This is a genomic window from Methanomicrobium sp. (genome assembly GCF_055145805.1).
In genome coordinates this window covers 1-14,014 of the sequence record NZ_JBSREC010000105.1, presented here as the reverse complement: position 1 = coordinate 14,014, position 14,014 = coordinate 1, and the positions used below count along the sequence as shown (strand labels likewise).

The following is a 14,014-nucleotide window of genomic DNA, read 5'->3' as shown; positions in this document are numbered from 1 at the left end:
GTTGACCGCTATGACTTAACCGGACTTGTAAAACTCTCAAAGACGGTTGAGAAACATTCAGGGATTGCTGTTTCAAAGACAAAGGCGGTTGTGGGTGAGAATGCATTTTCACATGAGAGCGGAATTCACATCGCAGCCCTTCTTAAGGACAGAAACACTTACGAGTACTTCCCGCCTGAGATGGTCGGAGGCGAGCAGAGGTTTATTCTTGGCAAGCATACCGGACGAAGAGGTCTTGAACACATCTTAAAAAGTATAGGATGTGACCTCACGCCTGATCAGATAACGTGGACTCTGAACAGAATCAAGACGATAAGTGAGGGGAAATGCAGCATCACACCGAATGTTCTGAAGTCGGTTATAAAACATGCAAAAGAGGAGTGAATAAACTTGGAGACATTATCAGAAAGAATTCTCGGCGCAAAGGCGGGTTCATATGTTGACAGAAAAGTTGACAGGGCATTTGCACATGACGGAACAGGTATTCAGGCGCTTTTTGCCCTTTCAGGATTTAAAAATCAGAATATCGCCGAACCTCGCAATATATCAATAATATATGATCACATAACGCCTGCAAACAATACAACGACCGCAAACCTTCAGCATCAGTTAAGAGAATTCTCAAAATGTGAGGGATTCTCATTTCATGAGATTGGAGAAGGAATATGCCACCAGATTATGAGTGAGGGTGTATGCCTCCCGGGCGAAATTGTGGTAGGAGCGGATTCCCACTCATGCACAACAGGTGCTCTCGGAGCTTTTTCAACAGGTGTGGGTGCTACAGATATGGCAGGAATCTGGGCAACAGGAGAGACATGGTTTAGGGTGCCGGAGACCATCGGAATAAACCTCACGGGAAAACTCACAGGTTTTGCAGAGCCGAAGGATGTCGCACTTTTGTATGTTAAAAAGCTCGGAATGGACGGCGGAACGTATAAATCTCTTGAATTTACAGGTGATGGTGCCGGAGGTCTCTCTGTTGACGGCCGTCTTACAATCTCAAATATGGCGGTTGAGACAGGCGCAAAAACAGGTCTTTTCTATTCTGATCAAAAAACACAGGAATATCTTTCCTGTTTCGGAAAGATTGCAGAAAGACAGACTCCTTATAACTGCAGTTATGAATCAGAAGTCAATATCGACCTTTCTGATGTTGAGCCTCTGCTTGCAGTCCCGCACAGGGTTGATAACGCTGTTCCGGTCTCAGATTATTCAGGAACCACGCTGGACGAGGTTTTCCTCGGGACATGCACGAACGGAAGGTATGAAGACCTGAGAAGATTTGCTGAAATTGTTAAGGGAAAGAAGGTCGCTGTAAGAACAGTTGTTGTTCCGGCGTCCAGAAATGTTCTCTTAAAGGCTCTCAATACCGGAATTTTATCAGATATCATTGAGGCAGGATGCAGTGTATGCCCGCCGGGATGCGGACCGTGTCTTGGTGCACATATGGGTGTCCTTGGAGAAGGCGAAGTAGGACTCTCAACCGCAAACAGGAATTTCAAAAACAGAATGGGAGTCGGTGCGGAGTATTATCTCTGCTCTCCGTCAACTGCGGCGGCAAGTGCTATTCGCGGTGAGATTACATCGCCGGAGGATTTATTATGAAGATTTCAGGCCATGCCGTTGTAATCGGTGAGGATGTTGATACCGATATGATAATTGCAGGCCGTTATCTGAGGACTACCGATAAGTCGGTCTGGGTTGAGCATGCATTTGAGGATTACGATGAGACAATTGCAAAAAGACTAAAGGATTCTGTAATAATCGCCGGAAATAACATGGGATGCGGCTCATCACGTGAACAGGCGGCAGCGGCACTGAAGGAAGCAGGCGTTCTGGCGGTTGTTGCACCCACATTTGCAAGGATATTCTTCAGAAACTGCGTTAATCTCGGGCTTTATGTGTTTGAGACAGAAATTCCCGGAGTAAAAGACGGCGATACTGTATCGTTTGACCCCGATATGTCATATGTTGAGGTGAACGGAGAGAGATATGAGGCAAAACCGCTCTCCGGCAGAATGAAGGAGATTCTAAAGGCCGGCGGTCTTGCAAATTACCTTGGGGAGAGATAATGATATTTCCCGGACACTGCAAGGAGGTCGGATTTGCCGATAAAAAACCTCTCGGTGACAAAGTCTATTTTTTAAGCCGCTATCTTATCAAAAAGACAGATTTTGGTTATGAAATTCTCAGGATAGAGACTGAAGGGGGAACAGGTCTTTTGAGGGATATTAAATCCATAAAAAAGCTTGCAGAAGATTCCGAGACATATCTTTATCCTGAACCGGTCATCCTCCATGACAGGACTAACCTGATTAAAATTGCATCCAAATCAAAGAAAAAATGCACGATTTTTAAGGGTTTGGATGAGCACATGACCTTTGTTTTAGACCCGGAGCCTGAGAAGCTTCTGACAGTGTATGTTTATGATGCAATGCCCCCGTTTCCGAATCTTTCCGAGACTATCAGAAATCTTGAGAGAACAGGGATTTTCGGCGAACTTGAGATTGTTTTTGAGCATATTATCAGGGACATCAGGGATACAAAGGCAGAAGTTTACCCGTGCAGGGCAGGCGGATTTAAGACTACACTTGATAACGACAGACTATCAGGCGGCGAGAAGGTTGCAGGGTGTCTTACTGCAAGACAGTTTCTTGCGGAATGCTATGAGGGCGAATTTGAGATAGAAAATATATGTCCGGCAGACAGGGCAGAGAGTGATGAAAAAAGCCCGTATATTGCAAGATGCTGCCGGGCCGAGAGATGCGGTGCGAAGACGGGCGAAGATCAGACAGGATATGTTGTTCACTGGGGAGCATCACCGAAGATGATTACAGATGCCATCTTTGAACTGTGCCGGATTTATAAGGAGAATAAATTATGAGAATTGCAGTATGCGAGGGAGACGGAATCGGCCGTGAGGTCATCCCGGTTGCAAAAGAAGTTCTTTCGCATTTTTTGCCGGATGCGGATTTCTATGATGTTAATGTCGGATACGGAAAATGGGAAAGGACCGGCTGTCCGTGCACCGGTGATGACATAAAAGAGATGAAGTCATCCGATGCAATACTCTTCGGGGCTGTTACAACCCCGCCTGACCCTGATTACAGCAGTGTCCTCTTAAAGATACGCCATTCTCTTGATCTTTATGCAAATCTCCGGCCTGTTAAAACCGGCGATATCGATATTATGGTTGTCAGGGAAAACACGGAAGGCCTCTACTCCGGAATCGAGGATATCGGAGAGGAGAGGGCAACGACACTTCGTGTTGTAACTAAATTTGGCAGCGAGAGAATTGCAAAAAAGGCATGCTCACTTAGCTTAAAGAGAGGATGTAAAAAACCGCTTGTAATAGGAAACAAGGCAAATGTCTTAAAGTCCGATATTCTCTTCAGGGACACCTGCATAAAAACGGCAGAGTCATGCGGGGTTTTGTCAAGGACCATGTACATCGATGCTCTCACACTTGATGTTTTAATGCACCCGAAAAACTACGATGTGATTGTCACAACCAACATCTTCGGCGACATCCTGAGTGATGCCTGTGGTTACCTCACAGGCGGTCTCGGTATGCTTCCGAGTGCAAACATTGGAGAGAAATACGCATTCTTTGAGCCTGTTCACGGAAGTGCTCCGGATATTGCAGGGAAGGGAATTGCAAATCCGGTTGCAGCCGTTAGAAGTGCAGCAATGATGCTTGAACACTTCGGGATGAAAGATGAGGCGGAGATTGTTGAGGACTGCATTATGAGAGCCATAATATCAGGCGTCTGTACACCTGACCTCGGGGGAAATGCCGGAACAAAAGAATTTGGCGATGAAATTCTCGAATGTATCAGGAGAAGAGACTCCTGAAACTGAATTTTAAGGAATTTTTTTCTGCCTTTTTTTATCATCACTTTTTTTTTAGAGGGCATAAGCCCCTTCGGGGCAGCCCCTGCTCAGTTCGTTTCGCGAACTTTCGCAATCAGGGTAGCCTCGGGCGGGAGTGAACATGGTTTTACTAATATCGCCAGTAAGCATAGGTCAGCCGAAAAAAAACCAGTTTTAGAAGAATTAATTATGACTTGATTTTCGAAAGGGCGAAGCCCCCGGAGCAGGAGGGATGCTTGCCCATCCCGACTGCGATTCAATCGCGATTCAGGGGGAGGGTTAAAGGGAGGGGGATTGATTTCCCCCTCCCTTTATCAGAATAGATTTATCTTAGTATGTTTGACAGTTCGACATCCTCCGGCTCCAGTCGAGTATCTACTCGACGAACCTGGCATCAATGCGGTTTCTCAAGAAATGCAGGATTCGAGAGGAAGACTATTTATAAGAAGGCAATTTTTAAGAAAGGAGTGATGGATGAGATTGTTTTTGTTCGGTTTTTGGATAGGTAGTCTTCTTAAAATTCTAATTAAATTACTTGAATTTCTAATTTCTTAAAATAAGTCAACATAAAAATGACCAAATGAGGATTTTTACATACCTGATAAATAGATCATTTCTTTTGTGGGCTTTAAAATCATGGATTTTCAATCTTGGATAGATAAACACTATGATTCATGTCTAAAAAAATTGTTTAAGCATATAATGAGTGTCAATGAATAATTTAAAGTAGATGGAACTGAAAATTGCTTTTTTTAATAAAAAGAACTTTACTATAATAGCATGCTAATATGGCATTTTTAAAAATTAATAAATAAAGATTTTTTAGGAAATCATTGTATAGAGTGTGAAACTTAGTTAAATAGGAAGTGTTAGATGGTAACTCAATTTAAGGTGTTTTTTAGTCATAAAACCTCAGATAATAAACAAGTTCATGAATTACAAAACTCTTTCAAAGAATTGTTACCTAATTTTCCAATTGAAGATGTTTCTAAGAAATTACCAAGTATTGAAAGCTGGAAATATATTGCATCAGATATAATTCAATCATGTGATCTACTTGTGAGTATAGTAAGTGAAAATACACACAGTAGTAATCCTGTTGATTGGGAAATTCGCGAGGCATTTCGATTAAATAAGCCAATTATTGTAACAACATTATCAAAAGAATTTCAATTGCCTTCTGCATGTCAAGACTTAAATCTAAAAGCAATACCATGGGATCCTATTGAAATTGCAGGCCAAATTGGGGAAATGCTTCTTCCGAGGGCAATATTCCTTATGCGTGATCATAGCATTGGATCACCACAACCCTCTGAAATATTTCAACAATATAATCTAATGGTTCAAAGTTGGGAATCCCTCATATCACGAAGACAAACAGTCAATGTATTTTACGTAACTGCAAATACTGCACTCTTTACAGGAATTGGATTAATATTATCATTTTTAGATAAAAACAGTTTGAAATGGGCTATAATTGGTGTAGCTATAATTGCATTCCTTGGTACATTCCTAAGTTGGAATTGGTATAGGACAATTAGATCATATGGCACGTTGAGTAGAGCAAAATCAAAGGTGGTTATAGCTCTCGAAACTTACATGCCCGTGCAACTGTTTGATGCAGAGTGGAAGGTACTTGAAACAAAGCGATATATATCAACCACAGCCATGGATCAGCAAACAGCGTCATTTTTTATTAGTTTATTCAGTATTATCGGTCTAATTTCCGTCGGATTGTTAATCTGGCAATTATATATTGAATTAATTTTATAGAGAATATTAATTTTTTGATCAAAATAAAAATTAAAACTTCGAAAAAACCATTATTATTCTATCTCACAAAAAAACAAAAACAGAACATCATTATCCAACACAATATCTCAGTCACTAACAATTTCACAAAGAAATCACTGACCTTCACACCAATTTAGTACGTTTGCAACAGTTTTGCACCAAACAAAGCCTTCAAAAAAGACAAATCTGAAACAAAGAATATATATTCCACCAATCAATCTTATCTTCAACATTGTGTATTTCACAAAATCAGACACATAAACGATCACATATTTCCTTCTGTGGTTATAGGAACAATCCTACCCGACATTGATATCCTCCTGCACCGCCTGACTGGTCGTCCGTTTAATTGCAGAACACTGTAATAATAAAGTAATAAACAATGAAAGCCAAGGAAGAGAAAGGACTGCAATACAGGTGAATAATATGGGAGCGAAAACCGATAACGGCAGAAATCTAAAAGTAATAAATCCGGCGGACGGAATGACGGTTGGAACCGTTCAGGCAGGAACGGCAGCGGATGTAAAATTAGCAGTTGATTCCGCCAAATCCGGGTTTTTAAAATGGTCACAAAAAAGTGCAAGGGAGAGAAGCGTTGTTCTGTTTAAAACGGCAGCCCTTGTAAGAGATGAACAGGACAGGCTTTCAAAACTTCTGACATCAGAGCAGGGAAAAATTCTGCCTGAGGCAAAAAACGAGATACAGGGTTTTGCAAACATTCTTGAGTATTATGCCTCGATATCAGGAACAATCGCCGGACATGCTCTTCCAAAATCAGATTACGGCTACGCTTTCACAAAAAAAGAGCCGTTAGGGGTATGCGGAGCAATAATCCCGTGGAATATGCCTGTTCTTATCATGGGATGGAAAACCGGACCCGCACTTGCAGCCGGAAACTCCCTTGTCCTAAAACCGTCCCGGCAGACTCCCTTAACAACACTTGCAATTGCTGATATTATGAAAACCGCAGGACTTCCCGAAGGAGTCCTGGAGATTGTGACCGGAAGCGGGGATACTGTCGGAAAGGAGATTGCAGAGAATAAGGACATCGCAGCCCTCTCCTTTACAGGGTCTGCAAAGACCGGTGCGGAAATTGAAAGGCTTTCATGCGGAACAAAAAAGCGGCTTACTCTTGAGCTTGGCGGCAGCGATCCGATGGTTGTATGTGAAGATGCCGATATTGACCTTGCAGTATCAGGTGCGGTCTCAGGCAGGTTTTACAACTGCGGACAGACCTGCACTGCTGTTAAAAGACTCTTTTTATTTGAGGAGATAGCCGATGTCTTTATCAGAAAATTAAAGGCGAAAACAGAGAAGATTTTAGTCGGAAACGGAATGATTAAGGGTGTCGGGATGGGGCCCTTAAACAGCAGGGAAGGTCTTTTTGAGATAGAAAGAATTGTTAAAGAGACCCTGGATGAAGAGATCAGTATTTTAACAGGCGGAAATCTCCTGAAATCCGGGAATTTAGAGAGGGGAAATTTCTTTGAGCCGACCATTGTACTAAATCCCGATGATAACAGCCGGCTTTTGAGAGAGGAGATATTCGGCCCGGTTCTTCCCGTTGTTGTTGTAAAGGATATGGATGAAGCCCTTGATTACGCAAACAAAACCGAATTCGGCCTTGGTGCATCAGTATGGACAAAGAATCTCAAAAACGCATATAAATTCTCGGAAGATGTCGACGCCGGAATAGTCTGGGTTAATAAGCATCTCAAAATTCCACCTGAGATTCCGTTCGGCGGTGAAAAGTCAAGCGGCACCGGAAGGGAGAACGGACTATCGGCTCTTGACAGGTATATGCGTGAGAAGACTGTCATAATCTCACCTTAACCGGTTAAAACAAATTCTTAAACTGAAAATTATGAAAGCCCCTGACCCTGAATTTGCAGAGAATTTAAAAGATCTTATCAAAAGCTCTGATGCCGCAATTTTCGGCTTTTGCGATCTCTCAGAGATTGAGAATCTTCCTTTTCCAAAACTAACAGCAGGAATCTCTCTTGGAATAAACTTAAATCCTGAAATTGTTCTCTCTTTAAAAAACGGACCTGATGAAAATTATGTGTCCGAGTGGGAATCAGTCAATAAAAGGCTTTATGAGCTTTCCGAAAGAATTGCCGGATTTTTAAGGGATGGGGGCTATAAAGCTGATTTCATCCCCCCCACACAGCAGATTAGTGATCCGGATAATCTTTTTGCCGGATTTCCCCATAAAACAGCGGCAACCGCTGCCGGTCTCGGATGGATTGGAAAATGTGCCCTTCTTATTACAAAAGAATATGGCCCTGCGTTGAGATTTACAACCGTTTTTACCGATGCACCCCTGCCCTGCGGTATTCCGGTCACAAAGTCCTATTGCGGCACCTGCAATATCTGTAAGGAAATATGTCCGGCAGGGGCTGTTTCCGGAAAGGAATGGTCTCCTGAGATCTTCAGGGATGATTTCTGGGACAGCCGCAGATGTTTTGAATACAGCAGAAAGAGGGGCAGTCTTGCAGGTTCAAAACACCCTGTCTGTGGTATATGCATAGCAGCGTGCCCGTGGACTGTTAAATATCTGAAGAGGGAAGGGCTTTTGAAAGACTAAGTCCACGTTGTTTTATCAGTTTTTAAGGAGTTTTTTATGAGTTTGAAAGTCGGATGTCATGTTTCAATTGCAGGCGGACTGGACAGGGCAGTTTTAAGGGCAGAGGATATCGGGTGTGACACATTCCAGATATTCACCGGAAACCCGAGGGGCTGGAGTTCAAAGGATATTGACGGGGAGTCTGCACAAAAATTTATATCAAACCTGAAAGTGTCCAGAATCGGCCCGGTTGTTGCCCACATGCCGTATCTTCCAAATTTTGCATCACCGAAAGAGGAGGTATATGAGAAGTCATGCGAAGTCCTTTTAAGAGAACTCAAACGATGCAAAACATTAGAAATTCCATATCTTGTAACACATCTCGGAAGCCACCTTGGAAAGGGACGAAATGAGGGAATAAAAAGAACAATTCTGGCAATTGCAAACGCAATCGATTCTGCAGACAGCGATGTTATGATTCTTCTGGAGAACACTTCCGGAACAAAAAACTCAATAGGGGGAACTTTTGAGGATATCGGTGAAATTCTGGACGGCATCGGAAGAAAAGAAAGGGTCGGGACATGTTTTGACACATGCCATGCGTTTGCCGCCGGATATGACATCTCAACAGAGTCCGGACTCATTGATACTCTCTCGGATTACGAGAGATTAATCGGCCTTGAGAATCTCAAAGTGATTCACTTAAACGATACAAAAGGAGAATGCGCAAGCCGGCTTGACAGGCATGAGCATATCGGGCTTGGAAAAATTGGCAATTCCGGGATTAAAAGAATAGTTAATCACCCGAGGCTTTCATCGCTTCCGTTTATACTTGAAACCCCGGTTGATGAGAGACGGGGCGATAAGGAGAATGTTTCGCATGTGAGGGAGCTTTATGAAGGATGAGGCTGTTTTTGATTTATTCGGCATTCAAACTTAAAAAAAGACATCAGATATCTTTTTCACTATAAATTATTGAACAACTTTCCACTCTGAATTCAGGACAAGTAGTTATATCAATACATATGACATATTAACTGATATGACAAAAGAAGGAGTGAGTGAACCTGCGGCAGTCTATTCAAAGCCCCGACCCTCACCACGCCTTGAAACAATAAAAATGGTTGAAGACTTCATCAGGGAGTGGAGCGGCCATTACAAACGGCGTGCCTTATGGGAAAATCTTCCAAAAAAGATGATGTACCAGACATTTAAAGAGATTATCGGATACCTTCTGGAATCAAACAAGATTGCGATAGACTCCAAAGGCTATGTCGGATGGATCTTTGACAGCGACCTGTACGAAAAGTATGCTAAGAGACCGGAACTCAGAATCAGATGAACGGAATTTTTCCGCAATCAAAAGACAGGTTTTAATTTTATGAGATGCTCTCTTTCCTTTGCGGATGAAAAAATCAAAGCCGAATGGGACAGGCTGAATTCATCAAACAAAGGTGAGGATAAGGAACTAGTAATTTTGTTGAACAAAGCTTTTGATGTTCTTGAAGCCGACTTTAATTCAGGGGTTTACATTCAGAAGAAAAAAATCCCGAAATACTATACAAAAAAATACGGTGAGCTTCCGAATCTCTGGAAGTATAATCTGACAGATTCATGGCGGCTTGTGTATTTCATAACAGGTGCAGGCGGCGAACCCTTAAGTGTCGTTCTTGAATGGATGAATCACAAGGAATATGAGAGAAGATTTGGTTATGCGTAACACCGCATCGTTGAAAGGGTGGACACTTTAATGAAACTCTGCGACGAACTCGAAGAGCGGGTTTTGGCAAAAGATAACGCTGCAGAGAGGCTTTTGTTATCAGTCTCAGGCGGCATTTGCGGGTAAAAAATATAATATAAACTCTCTTTTTTTTAATTCAACTAAATTCAACCAAAACCGCCCCGGATGATAATTACTATAAAAGACTGTAAATCTTACACAAATTTACAGTTTTTTACACACACCCGCAATTAATATCCACCCTTAAGCCAACTATCTAAATATCGTGATATTATGAGGAAATTATCAGATTCAATAAAAATAATTCTCCCGCTTTTTTTTATCATCGCAATTACAGCCGCATCAGGATGTATGCAGAGTGCTGATGATACACCTGCAGAAGATATGGATTTTGTACCCGGACAGGGAGGGCAGGGTCCTGATGGCAACCTCCCGCCTGAAATGGCACCCGGACCAGGAGCAGGACCGGCATTTCAGGCAGGCTATTATGACAGCAACATGACAGGAAATCTGACACAGGAACTAGAGGCATTTCCCATAGGGATATTAACCGAAAAAGAGAAGGCAGACATCCTCTATATGGCAGAAGAAGAGAAAGTTGCACGCGATTCTTATCTAATGTATTTCGATGTCTGGGGACTCAAAGTCTTTATGAACATCGCAGGTTCCGAACAGATGCACATGGATTCAATGCAGCTTTTAATTGACAGATACGGACTAAATAATCCGGTCAATGACAGAAGGGGGGAATTTACAGATACTGATCTGCAGGAAATGTACAACGAACTTATATCATCCGGTCAGCAGTCGGCAGCACAGGCGCTCAACAACTCGGTGTTTATTGAGGAGACTGATATAAAAGATCTGGAAAGTGCAATCACAGACACCGACAAGCCCGATCTTCTCTTTATCTACAATAATCTGCTTGACGGATCAAAGAGACATCTTGATTCATTCAAAAGAAACATCGGCGGCTATTATCCTTACATGGAACCCGGACCTGTAATGCTTCCCCCCGGGGATTATGAAAAGTCAGCAGACAATACAACCTGATTTTTCCGCATTTTTGAATTTAGATGACAAAAGCGGAATTGCAATTATTACAGTCATACCGATAAAAATCCCTGCCGCATACAGGTACTCCTGACGGGGGAAATGTTATCAGGCTCAAAAAAAGTAATACATCAAATGCTTTTAAGGTCTGTAAATCGGATTAACAGAATCCTCCTAAAACAATAATAGTGTGAAAATATATTCAACTATAGCGAAACAAATAATAAAACAGCATATATACATCTTATAATAAAAGTGGTCGGGAAAATCTGAAAATATTCTTTCCTGTCAAATACACAAAAACAAGAATTTGTAGTGGATATGGAAGAAAACTCCGCTGAAAATGAAAACCTGAAAAAGGAACTTGCAAACTCTTTTCTGGTGATGGACATGTTCGGGCTGCTCATCGGCTTAAAAGATGAGGAAGATGTCATTGACACCGTAATTGAGCTTAGCTCAATGCTATTTTCTCCGGAACAGGTGATTTATGCCGGAGTAAAGAATAGAAAAATTACATATATATCAAAACTGAAGTCCGATACAGAGACAAAATCAATAATTGATCTTCCCCCCGGCTCAGAAATCCCTGAAATTTCAGAAGACCAGGCAGGCAATAGTTTAGTCTTCCCGGTAGAAGTATGGGGCGAAACCATCGGATTACTGGCTGTTGAGGTTGGAGACTCTCCTGAAAAAATAGAGAGCCTCAAAAATACCGCACGCCTGTTTCTCCCCCTGTGCGGCCTTGTAGTTACAAATGCAAGAAATTATCATGATCTTTTAGAGGCTCTCAACGAGAGGGACGGAGAGATAAAACTCAGAAAAATGGCAGAGAACGGCCTGTCTGCAGCGATAAAAAAACTCAATCTTCTCTCAGGCATAACAAGGCATGATATTCTGAATCATATTATGGTTGCAAACTACCACCTTGAAACTTCTATTGAAGATTCACCGGCGCTGAATCAGACACTTGACCCCGTATTAAAATCGGTCTCTGAAATACAGAGGCAGATAGAATTTACAAGGGATTATCAGGATATGGGAGGATCACCCCCTTCATGGCAGCATTCAGCAGGACTTATTAAAAACTGCTTTATGGAGAGGGATTATCCGGAGACTGTGAATGTTGAGATCAGTCTTCCGGATATTGAGATATTTGCCGATCCAATGCTCCAGAAGGCCTTTTGCAATGTAATTTCCAATGCATACAACCATGCCGAAGGGATGAATAATCTTAAATTATCAGGACAACCGGTTGACGGTAACTTTTTGATAACAATAGCTGATGACGGCGCAGGTGTCCCTGATGATAAAAAAGATCTGATTTTTAAAGCGGGGCATGGCCGAAACCACGGCTACGGCCTCTTTTTGGTCAGGGAAATATTTGGTCTTACAGGCATCACAATCAAAGAGACAGGAACATTTGGAGAAGGGGCGGTATTCGAGATCGAAATACCCGAAGGGTCATGGCAGGAAACCAGGCAGACCATCTGATTTCAGGGCATTCTATATATATTAATTTAGTCTCATACTTCTGATTTGTTATGGTATCAAAAATTGCGGCTGCTGTGGTGGTACTGATCGCAGGAATTATTCTTTTTTTTGCGTCATTTTTTGTATTTCAGGTCTGCCCGCCTGACGGACCGTGGCCAAAACCTCCCTGGTGCAAAGGCGGAATAAACGCTCCCAATTATGATTCGGGAATGAATTACAATGAATATATCTACTCAGACCTGCCGTATATCACTGATAGCTATGAAAAGTCCAAAACCCCGTTCATAATGGGAATGGCGATGCAGGACAACTGGGGAAAGATCACCGGCACAGGCCCAAACGGGAATTATATAACAGAAGATAACCGGCTCTATGTAGATTCCTCAATGGAGAGGCTTTCTGCGATAAATTCCGAACTTGTATTGATTACCGATTTTGCAACAATTGATGAGGCACTCAATATATTCCCGCAGAAACGCGGCGGAGCAGCCGAAATACAGCCTCAGGAATTAAATGAAATTGCAGGTTCAGCCAAAGCAAACGGGCTGAAAACTATGCTGATTACAAATGTATATGAACTTGAGCCCCTTGCACGACACCAGATTGACTGCGAAAACATAACAGAAGATAAGATTGACCGCCTCTTCTCTGAATGGAAAGAGCAGATAATATATGAGGCAGATAAAGCCGAATCTGCGGGTTTTGACTATCTTGTCATTAATCCAAGGGATATCAGCTTTATGTTCTGTGAGCAGGACTCCTATGCGGCAGAATACTGGCCTGAAATTGCCAGAGCCGCAAAGATGCATTTTTCAGGCAAAACAGGAATGTGGCATCCTACATATTACTTCACAGACAACTCCTTTGACAAATCAGATCTCGATTTCATTATATTTGACGACAGTATAGAGTGGATAATGAGCACAGCAGAAGAAGATGTGGATGATATAGAAGCGAAATGGACTTCCTGGTTTGAAAATTACCGCAATGCAAGAGCAGTTGCCGGTGAGGATAAGGAGTATTACACTCTTATCATGATGCCATCATACAACGGTGCAATGCAGAAAGGCTGGCTTGAGATATACACTCTCTCAACCATATACGATGATGAAAAGATGGCGGATATTGAGAGGGATTACAAAGAACAGGCTCTGGTTTACGAAGGATTCTTCCGTGCTGTCCACAACAGTGACAACCCGCCTGTGGACGGAGTCATATCATATGCACACTGGTGGACTGATTTGATGTATCCTGATACATACTTTGCAAGAAACGATATTGCGCATACAATAAGAGGAAAGGATGCCGAGCATGTGTACACAAAATGGGGCGAAATATTCGCCTGAAATCTCTTTATAATTAAACCATCTTTTTTATTACAGCCAAAATAAGCATAAAGCAATAAAACAAAATAATGTAACAAATATCCAAAACAGCACTGCAGACTTTTTATTTGTAAAAATATAAACCTCAAAGACAGTGTAGATCGGAAGAGC

14 protein-coding genes are annotated in these 14,014 nt (G+C 42.1%); all 14 read left to right on the top strand.

What is annotated here, in order from left to right:
• Positions 1–384: homocitrate synthase/isopropylmalate synthase family protein (locus tag ACTB1O_RS09765; protein ID WP_462994947.1), on the top strand; the 384-nt coding region annotated here is incomplete at its 5' end.
• Between the two features lie 6 nt (positions 385–390).
• On the top strand, positions 391–1,605 hold the full coding sequence (locus tag ACTB1O_RS09760; protein ID WP_462994946.1) for an aconitase/3-isopropylmalate dehydratase large subunit family protein: 1,215 nt from the start codon (positions 391–393) through the stop codon (positions 1,603–1,605).
• A complete protein-coding gene (locus ACTB1O_RS09755; protein WP_462994945.1) occupies positions 1,602–2,072 on the top strand; it encodes a LeuD/DmdB family oxidoreductase small subunit in 471 nt (156 codons plus the stop codon). The genes ACTB1O_RS09760 and ACTB1O_RS09755 overlap by 4 nt, the downstream gene beginning before the upstream one ends.
• Positions 2,072–2,884 carry a DUF7714 family protein gene (locus ACTB1O_RS09750; RefSeq protein ID WP_462994944.1) on the top strand — a complete coding sequence of 271 codons (813 nt, stop codon included), beginning with the start codon at positions 2,072–2,074 and terminating at the stop codon, positions 2,882–2,884. Before ACTB1O_RS09755 ends, ACTB1O_RS09750 begins: the two co-directional genes overlap by 1 nt.
• Positions 2,881–3,855, top strand: coding sequence for an isocitrate/isopropylmalate dehydrogenase family protein (locus ACTB1O_RS09745; protein ID WP_462994943.1), 975 nt, complete (start codon positions 2,881–2,883; stop codon positions 3,853–3,855). Before ACTB1O_RS09750 ends, ACTB1O_RS09745 begins: the two co-directional genes overlap by 4 nt.
• An 891-nt stretch (positions 3,856–4,746) precedes the next feature.
• Entirely contained in the window at positions 4,747–5,646 is a 900-nt protein-coding gene (locus ACTB1O_RS09740) for a RipA family octameric membrane protein (protein WP_462994942.1), read from the top strand.
• Positions 5,647–6,093: 447 nt separating this feature from the next.
• The gene (locus ACTB1O_RS09735) at positions 6,094–7,500 is read left to right on the top strand and encodes an aldehyde dehydrogenase family protein (protein WP_462994941.1); all 1,407 of its coding nucleotides are present in this window, start codon (positions 6,094–6,096) and stop codon (positions 7,498–7,500) included.
• 31 nt (positions 7,501–7,531) lie between these two features.
• Complete coding sequence (locus ACTB1O_RS09730; RefSeq protein ID WP_462994940.1) at positions 7,532–8,254, top strand: 4Fe-4S double cluster binding domain-containing protein; 723 nt, start codon at positions 7,532–7,534, stop codon at positions 8,252–8,254.
• Between the two features lie 36 nt (positions 8,255–8,290).
• Positions 8,291–9,139: a deoxyribonuclease IV gene (locus tag ACTB1O_RS09725; protein ID WP_462994939.1), complete on the top strand. Its 849-nt coding sequence runs from the start codon at positions 8,291–8,293 to the stop codon at positions 9,137–9,139.
• A gap of 136 nt (positions 9,140–9,275) precedes the next feature.
• Entirely contained in the window at positions 9,276–9,575 is a 300-nt protein-coding gene (locus ACTB1O_RS09720; protein WP_462994938.1) for a hypothetical protein, read from the top strand.
• A 39-nt stretch (positions 9,576–9,614) separates the two neighbouring features.
• Positions 9,615–9,953 carry a hypothetical protein gene (locus ACTB1O_RS09715; RefSeq protein WP_462994937.1) on the top strand — a complete coding sequence of 113 codons (339 nt, stop codon included), beginning with the start codon at positions 9,615–9,617 and terminating at the stop codon, positions 9,951–9,953.
• 294 nt (positions 9,954–10,247) lie between these two features.
• Positions 10,248–11,027 carry a DUF2202 domain-containing protein gene (locus ACTB1O_RS09710; protein WP_462994936.1) on the top strand — a complete coding sequence of 260 codons (780 nt, stop codon included), beginning with the start codon at positions 10,248–10,250 and terminating at the stop codon, positions 11,025–11,027.
• Between the two features lie 321 nt (positions 11,028–11,348).
• Entirely contained in the window at positions 11,349–12,518 is a 1,170-nt protein-coding gene (locus ACTB1O_RS09705; protein WP_462994935.1) for an ATP-binding protein, read from the top strand.
• A 50-nt stretch (positions 12,519–12,568) separates the two neighbouring features.
• A complete protein-coding gene (locus tag ACTB1O_RS09700) occupies positions 12,569–13,864 on the top strand; it encodes a hypothetical protein (protein WP_462994934.1) in 1,296 nt (431 codons plus the stop codon).
• Positions 13,865–14,014: the final 150 nt, after the last annotated feature.

Bases quoted from the DNA above. Each gene is read 5' to 3' on its own strand.
- ACTB1O_RS09755 (WP_462994945.1), top strand. From the start codon at position 1,602: ATGAAGATTTCAGGCCATGCCGTTGTAATCGGTGAGGATGTTGATACC.
- ACTB1O_RS09745 (WP_462994943.1), top strand. From the start codon at position 2,881: ATGAGAATTGCAGTATGCGAGGGAGACGGAATCGGCCGTGAGGTCATC.
- ACTB1O_RS09710 (WP_462994936.1), top strand. From the start codon at position 10,248: ATGAGGAAATTATCAGATTCAATAAAAATAATTCTCCCGCTTTTTTTT.
- ACTB1O_RS09750 (WP_462994944.1), top strand. From the start codon at position 2,072: ATGATATTTCCCGGACACTGCAAGGAGGTCGGATTTGCCGATAAAAAA.
- ACTB1O_RS09705 (WP_462994935.1), top strand. From the start codon at position 11,349: ATGGAAGAAAACTCCGCTGAAAATGAAAACCTGAAAAAGGAACTTGCA.
- ACTB1O_RS09715 (WP_462994937.1), top strand. From the start codon at position 9,615: ATGAGATGCTCTCTTTCCTTTGCGGATGAAAAAATCAAAGCCGAATGG.
- ACTB1O_RS09720 (WP_462994938.1), top strand. From the start codon at position 9,276: ATGACAAAAGAAGGAGTGAGTGAACCTGCGGCAGTCTATTCAAAGCCC.
- ACTB1O_RS09725 (WP_462994939.1), top strand. From the start codon at position 8,291: ATGAGTTTGAAAGTCGGATGTCATGTTTCAATTGCAGGCGGACTGGAC.
- ACTB1O_RS09700 (WP_462994934.1), top strand. From the start codon at position 12,569: ATGGTATCAAAAATTGCGGCTGCTGTGGTGGTACTGATCGCAGGAATT.
- ACTB1O_RS09740 (WP_462994942.1), top strand. From the start codon at position 4,747: ATGGTAACTCAATTTAAGGTGTTTTTTAGTCATAAAACCTCAGATAAT.
- ACTB1O_RS09735 (WP_462994941.1), top strand. From the start codon at position 6,094: ATGGGAGCGAAAACCGATAACGGCAGAAATCTAAAAGTAATAAATCCG.
- ACTB1O_RS09730 (WP_462994940.1), top strand. From the start codon at position 7,532: ATGAAAGCCCCTGACCCTGAATTTGCAGAGAATTTAAAAGATCTTATC.